The following is a 16,612-nucleotide window of genomic DNA, read 5'->3' on the forward strand; positions in this document are numbered from 1 at the left end:
CAATTAACAGTCAAAACAAAAGAACCACAAGAGTCCCGCAAAACAAATCAATCGATAAGCACTTGATTTTAAATCATTATTCAAAGCAATTAAAAACAGACATGGCCAGGTTTTATCCATAATAACCGCAACAGTTAGCGAGAAAATGTTGTGAAAACCATTTAAAAATAATCAAAAAAAACAGCCAAATCAGCCAGATAAGCGCCTGTTGGATAGGGGCATTCCACTCTGATAGTTTTCACCAACAAATGATTACAACTCTAAATATCTAATTGTCAGAATGGGGAGCAATTGGCAGACAAGAAGAGAGGCTGAAGCAGAGATCAAACGCCTCGCTTAGATCGCAACGGCCACCTTGGATAATCGACCTGCTGGACAGGTTGCTTCTGGCAAACCGCCAGTGCGAAAAAAGCCCCTTGTGCAACACAAGGGGCTTTTTACTGGCTATCAGTTAGCGCATCACAATGGGTCAGCGTCGCTGCCAGGTCTCGAAACTGTAGGGGTGCAGGTTCTTCTCATCGGCAGGGTGGCTCTCGCTGTCGATGCGCTGCCACTGACCATCGTCAAAGGCGGGGAAGCGGGTATCCCCCTCTACCGCCAGATCGATGCGGGTCAGGTAGAGGCAATCCGCACTCGGCAACATCTCGGCATAGAGATGACCGCCGCCGATCACCATCAACTCCGCCACCGCACTGCTCGCCAGCAGGGCCAACGCCGCCTCGACGGAGCCTACCACTTCGATGCCCTCGGCCTGATAGCCGGGGTTGCGGCTGATCACCAGATTGCGTCGTCCGGGCAGCGGTCGACCAATGGATTCGAAGGTCTTGCGCCCCATCAACACCGGTTTGCCGAGGGTCACCCGTTTGAAGTGAGCCAGGTCAGCAGGCAGATGCCAGGGCATCTGGTTGTCCTTGCCGATCACCCGGTCGTGGGCCATGGCGGCAATCATGGAGATCTTCATTGGGGCTCTCACCGTCTGTCAGATTATGGGGCGGTTACGGTACACGACCAGAGACGGGATCGCCAAACCGAAACTAAGGGCGCCGACGATAAAGAGCGCCTTGAGGCCGTTCTCCACCGCGCTCTGCATCAACTCCATGGTCACCCCGGAGATATTGAGTTCCACCACCGCAATCATGGTTTTGAAGGCATAGCTGCCGGGGATCATCGGTATGATCGAAGCCACACTGAACACCGGACGCGGCGCCAGCAGACGTTGGGACCAGTAGACGCAGACAAAACCGACCGTGGTCGCCGCCGCCAGGGTCGCCCACTCGATGGGCATACCGTAGTGGATCAGCAGGGTGCGCAGGCTGTGGGCCAACGCCCCGCCCATGGCGCAATATTTCAGCATCCGCGGCGGCACGTTGAACAGCATGGCAAAGCCCACTGCGGGGATAGATGACCAGAAGGCATCCTTGGCCAATAACCAGAGCAGATCCGTCATACCTTCCACCCCCAAATCCCGGTCAGCGACATGGCAAGAATAATGCCGATCGCAGCACTGATGGTCAGCAGGGTCGCCGAGCCCCAGCGGGCCAGCCCCATGTTGAAGTAGCCCTTCACCATGTCGGAGACCGCGTTGATCAGCGGAAAGCCCGGCACCAGCAGCAAGACACTCGCCGCCATGGCGAGATAAGGCTGCGCCCCCCAGCCGAAGAAGGTTGCACTGGAGGAGAGCAGGGTGGCGATAAAACCGGTTACGGCAAAGTTGATAAGTGGGCTGTGGTGATGACGAGCGATCAACTGGCGCACCCGCATCGCCACGGCAGACGAAAAGCAGGTCACCAGGAAGATAGGCCAATCACCGCCAAACAACAGGCTGAAGGCGCCGCAAGAGAGCCCCACCATGGGCACCACCAGCCAGGGGTGATAGTGGAAGGGGACGATAGCTTCGAGGCGCTGGCGCACTTCACGAGCACCGATCAGCTCTTTCTCCGCCATGATGCAGATGCGCTGAATTTCGCACACCACCTGCATGTTGATGCCGTGCTCGCGCACCCGCCGGGTGGTGGTGACGCAGCCGCCCTGATAGAGACTGGTGAGCACGATGGCACTGGAAGAGATGGCCATTTCGACACTCTCCAGCCCCAGCGCCATGCCAAGGCGCACCGTGGTCTGCTCGATGATCCGGCTCTCCGCCCCGAACTGGGCCAACATCTGACCCACCTTGACGATAATGCGGGTGATCTCTGTCTGTTGCTCCCGCGACAACACCCGTCTTGGTGTGATACTTCTCATAATCCCTTCGAGTCGTAGCAATAAAAGTGTCGGCCATATTAGCCTAACTTTTGTTGTTATTCATCCACCCCTATCACAACCTGGTCTACCAGTTATTACAAGAAGGAAAAAAGAGGCCACATTACAAATACATTACCACTAACATTAAAAACCATAACAATCGGTATATCATAAATAGCTATTTATATTGGTTTCCCATATTCAGTAAAAATATCAAAAAGAAGCGTTGCGGCAGATTATTTACCACATCGATAGTCAGCCAGACAGATTATTTTACCACTGCTATCGCTTTCAGCTGGTAACTCCTCCTGCTCACTGAACTGGAGCATTTCACTACGCATCACATAAAAGGATTCCCGCATCATGTTGGCGATCCGGATACAACTATCGAGGTTGTTTTTCGCCAACCGACGCTGGCCATCAATCTTGAATTGCAAGCCACGCAGACGGCGCTGCTGATCAGGACTTGCCCGAGTCATCAACTGATCTATCTGCTGCTCCAGAATCGCATCCAATCGGGCAGGCTCAGTTGTAGCCAGCTCTTTCAAGGTATCAAAATCAGGCAACTCCATACGCCCTCCCCGGCAATGTTTGCTGGCTTCTCACATCGGTGCCATAGCGATCCAGCTATATAACAGTGTATATACGACCAATATAAAAAGGATTCCATCAACAGGTTCCGGGGTGAACAGAAAAGAGTGCTTATAAAATTTAATTGTGTTTAGGAACAAGCAATTATTTTAAGTTTGAGCGTTCAAAAATACTTATACGCTTTTGGCTGTAAGTTTATGTTTTTTACTTCAAATAAAAACCAGTGTGACTTTACTTCGCTTCATTCGACACTTTATTCCCCCCGTTCCACTCGGCCACATTTCTTGATGATTTAACATATCTCACTGATTATGTTATTTTAATTGCCACTTTATCGTTCATCCAAGAGCAGACCATGAGCAAGGCAAAAATCGGTATCGTCACCGTCAGTGATCGCGCCAGTGCGGGCATCTATGAAGATCTCTCTGGCAAAGCCATCATCGACACCCTGAACGCCTATCTGACCTCGGAGTGGGAACCCGTCTATCAGGTGATCCCCGATGAGCAGGATCAGATTGAAGCGACCCTGATCCGGCTGGCGGATGAAGAGCAGTGCTGCCTCATCGTCACCACCGGCGGCACCGGCCCGGCCAAGCGGGATGTCACGCCGGAAGCGACCGAGGCAGTGTGTGATCGCATGATGCCGGGCTTTGGCGAGCTGATGCGGGCCGAATCCCTCAAGTTTGTGCCGACCGCCATTTTGTCGCGCCAGACTGCCGGACTGCGCGATGACACCCTGATCGTCAATCTGCCGGGTAAACCCAAATCGATCCGCGAGTGTCTGGATGCCGTCTTCCCCGCCATCCCCTACTGCATCGATTTGATGGAGGGGCCTTACCTCGAGTGCGATGAAGCCGTCATCAAGCCATTTCGACCGAAAAAATAGCTAACCTGGCCATAAAAATAATGGCGAGCCACGGCTCGCCATTATTTAAAAAAAGATCGTAGCCCGATTATTTACGGCCAAATACTTTGACGCCCGCCTTGCTCCCCTCTGCATTACCGTACACTTCAAGCCGTTTTACACAGACTCTCGAGCCGAGGGATTTCCATTCAGTCTCTTTATCAGCGCGCATATTGCGATCAAATTTGATGGTCTTGGTACGATTGCTACCATATGTCACCACGATCCGATCCAGCGTCAAATCGCGCTCCGCCTTCACCTTGATATATTTGGTCTGACGACAAGCAACCATGGGAATATTGGCACCATGATCACCGATCCCCAGCAAAATAGTGCGGCCAAGGGTGAACTGGTCATCACTGGCATGGCAGGCTGAGGCCACCACCAGCAACAAAGTACCAAATAGAACGCGACTGGAACTCGCGATACGCCAGATTGAGTTCAGGGACATAACACCTCCAATAAAAACGGAGCGTTATGATACGGGTCAAACCATAACGGAAGCTGTATCACAGCTGAATTTGCTGCGAATGTGCGGCGATCACCAGAGAAAACAGAGCAACTTTCCGGCGAAAATGAGAAGAGCCGCAGATAGCGGCCCTTGCGGCACGACAGCGCTTAGCGCTCCATGATTTGGGTCACGTCATCTTTCTTGATCATCACCTCGCGCCCTTCGTGATCGTAATAGCGATACATACCGGTGCTCTCATCCAGCTTGGGCTTGCTCTCGGTGGTGATCATCTTGCCATCCTTGGTGCTCATGATGTATTGGGAGCTGCATGCCACCAGCCCCAGGGCGCACACCAGGATCATCATCAGTTTTTTCATTGCGGCCTCTTCTGCGCTCACCCTCACCACGAGGATGTTTCTTGAAGCCTAGTTCAATCGCACGGCCTGGCATGATGGGATGAGCAAAGCGGGATCGCCGTCAATAATCAGCAACTTGGCATCGCTATCTGGCTCGATGGACACACCAATGAAAAAGGCCGGACATCTCTGTCCGGCCTTTTGTCTACTGCTCAATCATGACTTGGCGGGCTGACGCTCACCGGTCACGGTCGGGTTTTTCGGATCCATGCTCCATTCGTACCAGCCGCCGTCATAGACGCTGATCCGTTTCCAGTCCATCAGCCAGGCGTAGAAGAAGGCCTCGGAGGCACGCCAGCCGGTACCGCAGTAGAACGCAGCCTGCTGGGTCGGCTCGATGTTCCACTGATCCCACATGGCGAGGATCTCGCGGGCCGGTTTCATGGTGCCATCCGGGTTATGGAAGTCGCTCATGCTGTTGGCATCCACTCCGCCGTGACCCCACTTGGCCCCCGGGATATCGCCCTTCGGCTTGATGTAGCTGTAACCGGAGGTGTTGCCGACAAACTCGTCCCAGGTACGCACGCTGACCAGCGCACTATCCGGCTGCTTGAGCAGCGCCTTGGCCTGATCCAGGGTGGTGTAGTACTCGGGGTGCGCGGGAATGGCCACGCCAAACTCCTTCACCGGCTCATATTTGTTGGGCAGACCGGTTTCGGTGCGCAGGTGCTGCACGAACCAGGCATCCAGACCACCATCCAGCAGGCGCACATCTGCCACCCCGGCATACATCATCAGGTGGGCTGCACGGGCCGCCGCCATGGTGTTGCGACCATAGAGGATGACGGTGGTATCGTGACGGATACCATTTTCCAGCAGCAACTTTTTGAGTGCCTCATCAGAGACCTTGTTCCACAGCGGCTCCTCTTCCAGGTCGTTGGTATTTATATACCCCGCCCCCGGGATGTGGCTGATAAGGTAGGCCTTGGGTGAACCCCAATCCACTTCAAACAGCTTCCAGTCGCCCTTGGGTGCCGCTACGACCGGCTTGCCCTCTTGCAGGTCCGCCAACCAGCGCGGATAGACCAGCTGCTGCCAGCGAGCCAGAGACTCCCGTGGCATGGTTTTCCAGCCCTGCAGCTCAAACAGTTGCTTTACGCCCTGCTTGCGCAACAGACGTGCGACTTCAGCGACTTCCCGCGGCGCACCGTAGATCGCAACCGGACGATCGGCCTTCAGCCCCTTGCTCTCGAGCGCTGCTGGCCACTCTTCATCACTGTATTTCCAATCGGCGGAAAGACTCTCGGCGCCAGTAACGTGGCCCCCCTGCTTCTCTCCGTCCATGGGCCAGCCTTGATAGAAGTGGCTGGTGCGGGTATCCAGGATGACCGCCTGTTTGGCCTTGGCATCGGCCAGCGAGAGCCGTGGCAATTCCCCTGCCAAAGCCGGCTGTGCGCACCAGAGCAGTAAGGTCGCCAAAACGGCCTGCAGAGAGCGAAAATGTCGTTTCATGGTGATTTCTCGATTCATAGTGAACAAGGTTAAAAAATGGAGCGACCCAGCCGCTCAGCCAGCAGCTCCAGTGCCGCCGTACCCGCCAGCGAATTGCCAGCCTTGTTGAGCTCTGGTGACCAGACACAGACGCTGAGTTCACCCGGGATCAGGGCGATGATACCGCCACCGACCCCCGATTTTCCCGGCATGCCCACCCGATAGGCAAAATCACCGGCCTCGTCATAGAGGCCGCAGGTGGCGAGCAGGGCGTTGACCTGCTTGGTAGTGCGGGCTGGCAACAGCGGCTCGCTGCCGCCCAGCGGCAGGCCACGGTTGGCCAGATAGACGAATGCCCGCGCCAGATCGACGCAACTCATGCGGATGGCACAGGCATTGAAATAGCTTTGCAGTACCTTGTCCACTTCGTTTTCGAAGTTGCCATAGGCCTTCATCAAATAGGCGATGGCAGCGTTGCGGGCCGAGTGTTGATACTCGGAGCGGGCCACCACCTGATCCGCCATGATGGCCGGGTTGCCAGCAAGACGCCGCACCAGCTCCAAGGTACGTTGCCGCGGCGCGGTGAGGCGGGTCTCCAGCAGATCACTCACCACCAGCGCCCCGGCATTGATAAAGGGGTTGCGGGGAATGCCCTGCTCGAATTCAAGCTGAACGAGCGAGTTAAACGGCTGGCCTGAGGGCTCCTTGCCGACCCTGGCCCAGATCTCCTCCTCCTGATAGAGGGTGAGCGCCAGGGTCAGGCTCAAGGCCTTGGAGATACTCTGGATGGAGAAAGGTTCGCAGGCATCACCAGCGGTAAACAGCTCTCCCTCGACGGTACAGACTGCGATACCAAGGCGATCGGCCGGTACCTGAGCCAATGCAGGAATGTAGTCGGCCACCTTGCCCTGCCCGAGCAGCGGGCGCACCTCTTCAAGAATGCTGGCCAGTAATTCGGATGACAACACCATAAGCGATAAGCGATTCCATGACTAAAACAGCGGTGGAGATCCCATCCCCACTGACAAAAATCCCGCCAGCGGCGGGATTTGTCTAATTACCCACAACAAGGCGCCAGAAAGGCTGCCCTATATCAGGCCGGTTCACCGTACCAGAGGTCGAACAGCTCGGTGACCACCACGGCTTCCATCCCTTTGCCTTCCAACCAGGATTTCAGCACAGCGCGGTCTTCTTCGGTACATTTACCCAGTTGCTGAGTGCAGATCATCCCTTCCCAAGCCAGGTGGCCTGAACCGGCGAACGCCAGGCGGCGGGGTTCTACAACCTCATCGATCATCGCATCGACTACTGCATCGATGGACTCTTCGGCAGTGCCGACCGGGAAGTTGAAGCTGATGTCGAAACCCATTTCCTGGAATTCATCGACGCGCAGTTTCTTACGCAGACGGCGGCTACGATTGGCCATGATAGCTCCTCAAGTTAGTTGATACGCTAGGTGAATTGACGTGCCAGCTTAGCTGACGCGTTTGAAAATCAGATCCCAAACCCCGTGACCCAAACGATGGCCACGTTGTTCAAATTTGGTCAGCGGACGCCAGTCCGGACGGGGCACCCAGTTGCCGGTCGCAGAGGTATTCTGGTAACCCTCGGCGGCGCTCATTACTTCCAGCATGTGCTCGGCATAGTTTTCCCAGTCGGTCGCCATGTGGAACACGCCACCGATGGCCAGCTTCTGACGAATATCCTGCGCAAACGCCGATTGTACGATGCGGCGCTTGTGGTGGCGACTCTTGTGCCAGGGATCCGGGAAGAAGAGTTGCAGGCAGGCGAGCGAACCATTGGGGATCATGTGCTCCAGCACCTCGACCGCGTCATGACAAATGACCTTGAGATTGGTGACGCCCGCTTCCTGTGCAGTACCCAAACAGGCACCTACGCCCGGGGAGTGCACTTCGATACCGATGAAGTTCTTCTCGGGGGCATTCTTGGCCATCTCAACCAGAGAAGCACCCATGCCAAAACCGATCTCCAGTACCACCGGGGCCTCACGGCCAAACAGGGCAACCAGATCGAGGGGCGCTGGCGCAAAATCGATACCCATGACCGGCCAGAGATCTTCCAGTGCCTTCTCCTGCCCTTTGGTCAGGCGGCCTTCGCGACGGACAAAGCTGCGTATTTTGCGCATAAAAGTGCCGTCTTCGTTAAATACATCTTGGGTCACAGGCATAATGAATTGCTCGTTATCTCGTCAATCAGCGAAAACAGGGGAGCGAATTATCCCAAGATAGGCACAAGGCGCAAGTGTTTCACACAACAAATATTCCATTGCGCCACCAACCGGCCCCTTAACAGGCTCGATACCCCAGTTAACCGCTCAATATAATCCGAACCAGTGTCAATCCAGCCCTTTTCTGGCGATTTTTGTGACAATCATTGCCTCATTTCTGAAATCTGATACAAACGGATAACCTGGCGGTCGAATGGAGCGACCGCCCACATGCCGAGAGAATTGTCTATGCAGCCGTTTTTTGCCCAGCGCTTCGAGAAGGTCGAGCCTTCCTTTATCCGTGAAATCCTCAAAGTTGCCGCCAATCCGGAGATCATCTCCTTCGCCGGTGGCCTACCCAATCCCCACCTGTTTCCGGTCAAGGCGATCGATCAGGCCTGTCAGGATGTGCTGCGCGAGCAAGGGGCTGCCGCCCTGCAATATGCCGCCACCGAGGGCTTCGCTCCTCTGCGCCAATATATTGCCGAGCGCTACCTGACCCGCCACGGCATGCAGGTCAATCCGGACAACATCCTGATCACTAGCGGCTCCCAGCAGGCGCTGGATTTGCTGGGCAAAGTGCTGATCGATGAAGGACAAGATCTGATCATCGAAGAGCCGGGTTACCTTGGCGCCATTCAGGCCTTCTCTGTCTATCAGCCCGCCTTCAAACCCATCACTCTCGGCGAGGAGGGACTAGATCTGGCTGCGCTGGATGCACTGCTGGCAAGTGGCTCCAATGCCAAGCTGCTCTACGGCGTGCCCAACTTCCAGAACCCAAGTGGCGTCTCCTACAGCCGTGCCAACCGCGAAGCGCTGGCCGAGCGACTGGTCAGCCACGAGCTGTTGATGGTGGAAGATGATCCCTACGGCGAACTGCGCTTCGAAGGGGAGCATCTGCCCCCGATTGCCAAGCTGGCGCCAAACAATACCGTGCTGCTCGGCTCCTTCTCGAAAACCGTGGTGCCCGCCTTCCGCCTTGGCTGGATGCTGGTGCCGGACTGGCTGCGCAAGAAGGTCACCATCGCTAAACAGGCCACCGATCTGCACAGCAACGCCTTCAGTCAGCAGGTGCTGCACCGCTTCCTGATGGATCACTCGCTGGACGCTCATCTGGAAAAAATCAAAGAGGTCTATGGCCGTCAGCGTGCCGCCATGGAGGCCGCGCTGGCTCGTCACTGCCCACCCGGCGTCAGCTACACCCGGCCGGAAGGGGGCATGTTCCTCTGGCTGACCCTGCCAGCCCACATCAGTGCCATGGCGCTGTTTGACGAGGCGATCAAGGAGAAGGTGGCCTTCGTACCCGGCGCACCTTTCTACGTGCGCCCCGAGATCAAAAACACCCTGCGCCTGAGTTTTTCTTGTGTGGATGAAGCCACCATCGAAGAGGGGGTCAAACGGCTGGTTCGCGCACTCCAGCGCATGCTCTGATATCAGTACCCCGCTGCACTAATAAAAAACCAGCGATCTCTCGCTGGTTTTTTATTGCAACTGCCAAGCCACTCAGCCAAACAAGCGCTTGCTGAACTCCTTCATCGAGACTGGTCGCCCATAGAAATACCCTTGCAGATAGTCAACATTGCGCGCCCGCAGATAATCCGCCTGAGCCTGAGTTTCAACCCCCTCCGCCACCAGCAGTAATTCCAGCCGGATCGCCAGATCAATCACATTCTCGACAATATGGCTGGAGAGCGCATCAGTCCCTATCATGCCGACAAAACTCTGATCGATCTTGAGCGCATCGACCTGAAACTGTTGCAGATAGGTGAGACTGGAGTGGCCGGTACCAAAGTCATCGATGGCGATCAATACCCCCAACTGGTGCAATTCGGCAAACAGTTGATCTGTTACCTCATCTGCCACAATCAGCTCCCGTTCGGTCAGCTCTAGCCCCAAATCGACGGGGTTATCCTTGAACGCATCGAGAAATGCCCGGCAATCGGCCACCAGGCTGAGATCCTTACAGTGGCTGGCAGAAATATTGAAGCAAAAATGAAATTTCGTCGGCAGTTTGCTGGCATGGGGGGAGAAATAATCCCGCACCTGCGCCATCAGCTGGCTGGTCATGGGCACAATCAGCCCGCTATCTTCCGCCAGAGGAATGAAGCGATCCGGCGAGATCATTCCCTGTTTGGGGTGCTGCCAGCGCATCAACACCTCGCAGCCGCGCAACTGCTCATCATCACCGCCAACCACGGGTTGCAGGTAGGGAATAAACTCCTGTTGTTCCAACGCCCGCTTCAACTCTTCCGCCGGACTGTTACTGCGGCCCATCAGCCAGAAGGAGCCAAATCCAACCAGTAACGCCAACAAGGGGCAAAGGATTAGTGTGTCTCTGGAATAGCGCCAGGCGTGGCTCAGATAGTCATCACTCGTCACCTGAGTGACTACCTTGTAGGGGAAATCGGCCGAAGCGAGGGCCATATAGCCCTCTTCTGTTGAGGAAGGCGCGGCCCCGACCTGACCTGAGCCAAACAGTGCCCTCTGCCCCACCACCAGAGCCATCGGGGAGTTCTTGCTGGAAATCTCTAGGGTATTGCGCAGGTAGTAGCCATCCACACCGATCAGCACACTCCCCTTGTCCGTTTCATGACGTAGTACGATCAGCGGTCTATCCGGAGTCGTCGCATTACCACTGAGCAGTTGTAGCTTGCCGTCTACATAGTCGTCCGGACCGAAGGGCCCATCATAGGCGCCATACAGAGACGTACAGTAGATCCGGCGACCAATAGCCAGATTGGCGGAACGAACATCGGGCACCATGATCACCTGCTCGCGCAGTAGCAATGCAGCCTCCGAACAGGGAGCTCCAATCACGCCCTCCACATTAGTGGCGGCTTGCTGGGCATAACCCAGGGTGCGATCAAACATCAGCTGGGCACGCTGCAAACGTGACTCGGCATCCTGCCTTATCTCCGAAACGGTCTGCCAGATCACAGCTACGCCCCCCAGCAGCAGGAGCGTAACGCCAACCAGCAGTGCCACCACAATCCTTTTGTAGAGCTGGCGAAGTTTCAAACGACGAAATGGCATGGATGCCTCTTTGATACACGGATTAAGTGGTGACAGCCCCGATGGACAGCGCGAAGGGCCGTCATGATAGCGAGCGAACAACAAATGTCCACCCAACAAAAATCAATCAACTCATCACTTTGTTCAACAATACATCGCAAGGAAGCGATATGGTTAACACACATTTAAGTAACTATATGTTCGCCAAGCATCTTGCTTGTTGATCTGGATAGGTGCCATTAGAGTAGAGCAAGACCGCAGCAGGAGTGAACCACGATGAAAATTCTGATTACCGGAGGAACCGGCTTTATCGGCCGCAAACTAGTGGCTCATCTCAAGGTCAATCACGAGGTGGTGGTACTGAGTCGGCAAAGCAGCCGCGCTTATATCCTGCTCGGCCATGACATTAAGGTGATCGATAGCCTGGACCGGCTCGATGACCTCAATGATGTGGATGCAGTGATCAATCTGGCAGGTGAGCCCATCGCTGCCGGACGCTGGAGCGAGTCGCGCAAACAGCTGCTCTGCGATAGCCGCTGGCTGCTGACCGAGCAGCTGGTGGATCTCATCAAACTCTCCAGTACACCGCCCAAGGTGCTGATTAATGCCTCCGCCATCGGCTGGTATGGCAGGCAGGGCACCGAAACCCTCGACGAGCAGTGCCGATCTCCCAACGACGAGTTCACCCACCAGCTCTGCCAGCAGTGGGAGACTCTGGCGCAGGAGGCCCAAAACAGCCAAACCCGGGTCTGTATCGTGCGGATCGGGCTGGTGCTTGGCATGGATGGGGGTGCCCTGCCCAAAATGCTCCCCCCCTATCGACTCGGGCTCGGCGGCCCCATGGGGTCGGGCAGCCAGATGATGAGCTGGATCCATGTGCAGGATCTGGTGCGCGCCATGCTGTTCTTGCTGGAGCACGAAGAGTGCAGCGGCATCTTCAACGGAACCGCCCCTCATCCAGTCAGCAACCGGGAGTTCAGCCAGACCCTGGCCACCACGTTGCACCGCCCGCACCTCTTTTTCGTGCCCGCCCCCCTGCTGCAACTGGTGATGGGGGAAGCGGCGGATCTGCTGCTGACCGGCCAGAAGGTGATGCCCGCACGACTGCAACAGGCCGGTTTTCACTTCAGCTATCCCGAACTGCCAAGTGCCCTCACCAATCTGCTGCACGAACCCCGTTAACTGACGCCAGCTCGCTTAGCCCGCTCGTCAGCGCCTCGAATAACAAGCAGCCCGGCCAATGGCCGGGCTGCTTGTTTATTGTTGATGGCGATTGCGCCTTGTAGCATAGGCTCTCGCTATCGGGATTACAGCAACCCCTGACCCAGACCCCGCAGCCGATCGCTGAGGGTGCCAGCCAGCAGCTGACGCTGCATCCCCTGCCCGGCGAGCGTCACCAGCAAGGCCCCCAAGGTTGGCAGGCCAAGCCAGATGGCCCAGTGGAACTGCCACTGTCCCTCGAACCACCACCACTGCAGGCCAAAGGAGCAGAGCTCCACCACCATGGCGGCGCAGAGCCCCGCCAGCAGGCCACTGGCCACCAGCTCCCAGCGCAGCATCTTTTTCAGCAGGTCGCTGCTGGCACCCAAAGTGCGCATCAGCAACAGCTCACGCCGACGCTGAGCCATGCTGGCCTGGGTCTGGGTCAGTAGCACCAGCAATGCCGCCACCGTCACCAGCCCCAACATCAGGGCCAGCGCCCGGCTCACCTGCTCCGATACATGGGTCAGGCGTGCGATCAGGTCATCCACATCGATCAGGCTCACCGTGGGATGACGGCGAATAAGCTCCACCTCGGCGCTGCGCCCTTCAATCGGCAAACGATAGCTGCCCAACCAGGTGCTGGAGAAAGAGGCCAGCAGATCGGGTGAGAAAATCATGTAGAAGTTGGGACGCATATTGTCCCACTTGATGCTGCGCAGACTGGTGACCCTGGCACCGAAGCTGCGCCCCTCGATGGTAAAGGCGAGCATATCCCCGAGCTTGATATCGAGCCGCTTGGCCAACTCGCTATCCACCGACACCTCGCCGGTGCCGGCGAGCCATTTCCCGGCTACCAGCTTGTTATCCGCTGGCAGGGTGGCTGTGGTGGTGAAGTTGAGCTCCCTATCGACCCCTTCACGGCCACTGCGGGCCCCCTCGCCCACCGCCTCGCCGGCAATATGGGTCAGCCGCCCGCGCACCATAGGATAGAAATCGGAGGTGGTGGCCCCTGCTGCCGCAAGCTCGCTCAGGATCCCCTCCCGCTCGTTCTCGGCCACATTGACCAGAAACCGGTTGGGCGCATCGGCGGGCAGGCGGGCAGAAAACTCATCCAGCAGATCGACCCGGGCCGCCCATAGCAAGCCAAACAGCATCAGCGCCAGCGCAAAACCCGCTAACTGAAACAGGCCGCTGCTACGCTCGCGCGACAGGTGGGCCAGCGCCAACCTAAGAGCATGCGGCCCCTTCACTCTGGCCCCCAGCCGCAACATCAGGGACGCCAGCAGGGCCAGCAGCCCCATCAGCAATCCCATGCCACCGACCAGGCCCAGCGCCAGTTTCACATCAGCAGTGAACCCCCACACCAGCGTAAACAGCCCGAGAAAGCCGACCGGCAAAGCCAGCCAAGGGGGGATGCCCGCCTCCAGCTCCCGGCGCAATACCCGCAGCGGTGGCACTTTCAGCAGCCGCAAGAAGGGCACAAAAGCGAGCAGCAGAGTGATAAAGAGCGCCACCGCCACCCCAAGGGCAAAGGGTCGCCAGGAGGGAGACGGCAGATCCGGTGGCAGCAGGTCCCCCAGCAGTTGCAAGGTGATCCACTGCATGGCGGTGCCCGCCACCAGCCCCAGCAACGCACCGATCAGCGTCAACGACAGCAGCAACACACTCATCAGTTGCCACAGGCTGGCACGGGATGCCCCCAGCGTCTTGAGCAGCGCCACCATATTAGTCTGGCGCTCGGCAAAGTGGCGCACCGCAATACCCATCGCCAGCGCCCCCAGCAACACCCCGCTTAGCGAGGCGAGCCGGAAGAAACGCTCGGCATTGGCCAGCGATCGGCCCACCCGGGATTCACTGTCATCGGGTTTGATCCACTTCTGTCCGGCCTGCAATTGCGGCAGCAGCCACTGCTCGTAACGGGCCAGCGACTCTCGCGGCCCCTTGAACAGATAGCGCCACTGCTGGCGGCTGCCCGGCAACAGGGCGCCGGTCGCCTCGATATCGGCACTGTGGATCAGCGCCCGCGGCGCCAGCAGGAAAGGGCTGAAGCCCTGATCCGGCTCCTCGCCAAGCAGACCGGCCACCTTGAGCACCGTATTGCCCACCTCCAGCTCATCCCCCGTTTTAGCCTGCAGCAGCTGCATCACCCGGGCAGAGAGCCAGATCTCGCCGGGGGCCGGGGTGCGGGCCGGTTCCAGCACCAGCTTGCCGTAGAAGGGAAAACCGTCGGGCACCGCCCGAATGGAGGCGAGCTGCAACGCATCGCCGTGAAACAGCATACTGTTGAAGCTGACGGTAGTCTGCAGCGCCAAGCCATCCTGTTTCGCTCGTGCCAGCCAGCCATCCGGCAGGGCGGCCGCGGTGCGCAGCACCCGATCCGCCCCGATAAAATCACGGCCCGACGCCTTGAGTCCGGCATCGAGCCGATCCGCCACCAGCGCCACACTCAAGACGCACGCCACGCTAAGTGCCAGCGCCAGCACAAACCAGCGCAGCTCGCCGCTGAAACCTTCCCGGCGAAGCAGTCGCCATCCCAATCGCCACTGCATCATCCCTAGTATCTCCCGCCTGACCCGCTGCTAACCCCGTTACACCACACCATGGGCCACCTCGCGATCCAGCCTGCCCGCCGTCATCACCACCTGCCGCTGGCAACGTTCGGCCAGCTGATGGTCATGGGTCACCACCACCAGCGTAGTGCCGTGCTTGCGATTGAGTTCAAACAGCAGCTCGATCACCTTCTCGCCGGTCTTGCTGTCGAGGTTACCGGTCGGCTCGTCCGCCAACAGCAGGCTGGGACGGGTCATAAAGGCGCGGGCAATAGCCACCCGTTGCTGCTCACCGCCGGAGAGCCGTGGCGGCAGATGGTGCAACCGCTCGCCAAGCCCGACCGCCGCCAGCAGTTCGCGAGCTCTTGGCTCGCAATCGCGCTCACCGCGCAGCTCAGCGGGCAGCATCACATTCTCGAGCGCCGTCATGGTGGGGAGCAGCAGGAACGACTGGAACACAAAGCCGATCTGCTCGGCGCGCAATCGGGCCCGCCCCTCTTCATCCAGCTCGCCAAGGGATTTGCCGAGGATTTCGATATCCCCCTGACTCGGCAGATCGAGCCCGGCCAGCAGCCCCAGCAGGGTGGACTTGCCGGAGCCTGAGGCGCCGACCAGTGCCACTGTCTCGCCGCTATTGACTTGCAGATCGATCCCTTCAAGGATGGTGAGGCTTTCCTGGCCGAGGCGAACCGATTTGCCGAGGCCCTTGACGACAATAATGGGGGTTGAACTCATGCTCTGTGTCCTTTGTTCCAATCCCTTGATGGCAATCCATAGCGGGAGTTGAATTGATGGTGCGTATTCTGTTTGCCTTGTTGGTTGGCCTTGGCAGCCTGCTCTCGTCGGTTCAGGCCCAGACCCTGCTGGTGCTGGGTGACAGCCTGAGCGCCGGGTATCAGATGCAGCTTGAGCAGAGCTGGCCTGCCCTGCTCAACCAGAAATGGCAAGATGAGGGGGGCAAACATACCCTGCTCAATGCCAGCATCAGCGGTGAAACGACCCAAGGGGCCCTAGCCCGTCTGCCCGCCCTGCTGAAAGAGCACAAGCCGGACTGGCTACTGATCGAACTGGGAGGCAACGATGGCCTGCGCGGCTTCGCCCCGACCATTACTCGCCAGAATCTGGCCAGCATGATCGCCCTCGCTAAGGAACAGCAGACCCGTGTGGTGTTGACCCAGATCCAGCTGCCCCGCAACTACGGTGCCCGCTACCTGCGCCAGTTCGAGCAAATTTTCCCGGAGCTGGCAGAGATCAACGATCTGCCGTTGCTGCCCTTCTTTATGGATGATATTGCGCTGCGCCCTGAACTTATGATGAACGATGGCATTCATCCCACCCCGGCGGCCCAGCCCCGGATCCGCGATAAAGTTGCCCGCTTTATGGAGCCGCTGCTCAGCCAATAAGCCCGCCTCTCTGAGCCAATATCCCATAAACAAACATCCCGCCCAAACAGGATGTTTTGCCATGGACTGACCGGCAGATAACATCTCAGTGGCGCCCTAGCGCAGCCAATCAGTGATGCCAATCCATCGCCAATATCCCATAAACAAACATCCCGCCAAAACAGGATGTTTTGTCATGGACTGA

17 protein-coding genes are annotated in these 16,612 nt (G+C 57.5%); 4 read left to right on the forward strand and 13 right to left on the reverse strand.

The window, feature by feature from the left end; translation table 11 throughout:
- Positions 1–469: 469 nt before the first annotated feature.
- The 4 genes from folA to CK911_RS12705 all read right to left on the reverse strand — a co-directional run bounded on the left by folA (position 470) and on the right by CK911_RS12705 (position 2,813).
- On the reverse strand, positions 470–961 hold the full coding sequence (gene folA, locus CK911_RS12690; protein ID WP_098970352.1) for a type 3 dihydrofolate reductase: 492 nt from the start codon (positions 959–961) through the stop codon (positions 470–472).
- 18 nt (positions 962–979) lie between these two features.
- On the reverse strand, positions 980–1,447 hold the full coding sequence (locus tag CK911_RS12695; RefSeq protein ID WP_042022775.1) for a threonine/serine exporter family protein: 468 nt from the start codon (positions 1,445–1,447) through the stop codon (positions 980–982).
- Positions 1,444–2,241: a threonine/serine exporter family protein gene (locus CK911_RS12700; RefSeq protein ID WP_068978085.1), complete on the reverse strand. Its 798-nt coding sequence runs from the start codon at positions 2,239–2,241 to the stop codon at positions 1,444–1,446. The genes CK911_RS12695 and CK911_RS12700 overlap by 4 nt, the downstream gene beginning before the upstream one ends.
- Before the next feature lie 236 nt (positions 2,242–2,477).
- Positions 2,478–2,813 (reverse strand): DUF3135 domain-containing protein, encoded by a 336-nt coding sequence (locus CK911_RS12705; RefSeq protein WP_098970354.1) that lies wholly within the window; start codon positions 2,811–2,813, stop codon positions 2,478–2,480.
- Positions 2,814–3,187: 374 nt separating this feature from the next.
- Between CK911_RS12705 and mog the strand changes: the two genes are divergently transcribed.
- Entirely contained in the window at positions 3,188–3,718 is a 531-nt protein-coding gene (gene mog, locus CK911_RS12710; protein ID WP_098970357.1) for a molybdopterin adenylyltransferase, read from the forward strand.
- A gap of 67 nt (positions 3,719–3,785) precedes the next feature.
- Here the strand turns inward: mog and CK911_RS12715 are convergent, their stop codons facing one another.
- From CK911_RS12715 to trmB, 6 genes are all read right to left on the reverse strand, one after another.
- Positions 3,786–4,187 carry a DUF2541 family protein gene (locus CK911_RS12715; RefSeq protein WP_068978088.1) on the reverse strand — a complete coding sequence of 134 codons (402 nt, stop codon included), beginning with the start codon at positions 4,185–4,187 and terminating at the stop codon, positions 3,786–3,788.
- Between the two features lie 167 nt (positions 4,188–4,354).
- Positions 4,355–4,564, reverse strand: a complete 210-nt coding sequence (locus CK911_RS12720) for a YgdI/YgdR family lipoprotein (protein ID WP_005335219.1) — start codon at positions 4,562–4,564, stop codon at positions 4,355–4,357.
- A 195-nt stretch (positions 4,565–4,759) separates the two neighbouring features.
- On the reverse strand, positions 4,760–6,055 hold the full coding sequence (locus CK911_RS12725) for a sulfurtransferase (RefSeq protein WP_098970360.1): 1,296 nt from the start codon (positions 6,053–6,055) through the stop codon (positions 4,760–4,762).
- Between the two features lie 29 nt (positions 6,056–6,084).
- Positions 6,085–7,005, reverse strand: a complete 921-nt coding sequence (glsB, locus tag CK911_RS12730) for a glutaminase B (RefSeq protein ID WP_068978091.1) — start codon at positions 7,003–7,005, stop codon at positions 6,085–6,087.
- 122 nt (positions 7,006–7,127) lie between these two features.
- A complete protein-coding gene (locus CK911_RS12735) occupies positions 7,128–7,460 on the reverse strand; it encodes a YggL family protein (protein WP_042022764.1) in 333 nt (110 codons plus the stop codon).
- 48 nt (positions 7,461–7,508) lie between these two features.
- Complete coding sequence (gene trmB, locus CK911_RS12740; protein WP_042022762.1) at positions 7,509–8,222, reverse strand: tRNA (guanosine(46)-N7)-methyltransferase TrmB; 714 nt, start codon at positions 8,220–8,222, stop codon at positions 7,509–7,511.
- Positions 8,223–8,510: 288 nt separating this feature from the next.
- Between trmB and CK911_RS12745 the strand changes: the two genes are divergently transcribed.
- A complete protein-coding gene (locus tag CK911_RS12745) occupies positions 8,511–9,692 on the forward strand; it encodes a PLP-dependent aminotransferase family protein (protein ID WP_098970362.1) in 1,182 nt (393 codons plus the stop codon).
- Between the two features lie 72 nt (positions 9,693–9,764).
- Here the strand turns inward: CK911_RS12745 and CK911_RS12750 are convergent, their stop codons facing one another.
- Positions 9,765–11,294, reverse strand: a complete 1,530-nt coding sequence (locus CK911_RS12750; RefSeq protein ID WP_098970364.1) for a cyclic diguanylate phosphodiesterase — start codon at positions 11,292–11,294, stop codon at positions 9,765–9,767.
- Positions 11,295–11,549: 255 nt separating this feature from the next.
- Here CK911_RS12750 and CK911_RS12755 point away from each other — a divergent pair, with 255 nt between their 5' ends.
- Positions 11,550–12,455 carry a TIGR01777 family oxidoreductase gene (locus CK911_RS12755; protein WP_042022756.1) on the forward strand — a complete coding sequence of 302 codons (906 nt, stop codon included), beginning with the start codon at positions 11,550–11,552 and terminating at the stop codon, positions 12,453–12,455.
- Between the two features lie 125 nt (positions 12,456–12,580).
- Here the strand turns inward: CK911_RS12755 and CK911_RS12760 are convergent, their stop codons facing one another.
- On the reverse strand, positions 12,581–15,028 hold the full coding sequence (locus CK911_RS12760; RefSeq protein ID WP_098970366.1) for an ABC transporter permease: 2,448 nt from the start codon (positions 15,026–15,028) through the stop codon (positions 12,581–12,583).
- A 36-nt stretch (positions 15,029–15,064) separates the two neighbouring features.
- Entirely contained in the window at positions 15,065–15,760 is a 696-nt protein-coding gene (locus tag CK911_RS12765) for an ABC transporter ATP-binding protein (RefSeq protein WP_098970368.1), read from the reverse strand.
- 56 nt (positions 15,761–15,816) lie between these two features.
- Here CK911_RS12765 and CK911_RS12770 point away from each other — a divergent pair, with 56 nt between their 5' ends.
- The gene (locus CK911_RS12770; RefSeq protein WP_098970370.1) at positions 15,817–16,428 is read left to right on the forward strand and encodes an arylesterase; all 612 of its coding nucleotides are present in this window, start codon (positions 15,817–15,819) and stop codon (positions 16,426–16,428) included.
- Positions 16,429–16,612 lie beyond the last annotated feature (184 nt).

Origin of the sequence: Aeromonas sp. CU5 (assembly GCF_002586745.1) — a bacterium.
In the GTDB taxonomy this organism is placed as follows: domain Bacteria; phylum Pseudomonadota; class Gammaproteobacteria; order Enterobacterales; family Aeromonadaceae; genus Aeromonas; species Aeromonas sobria.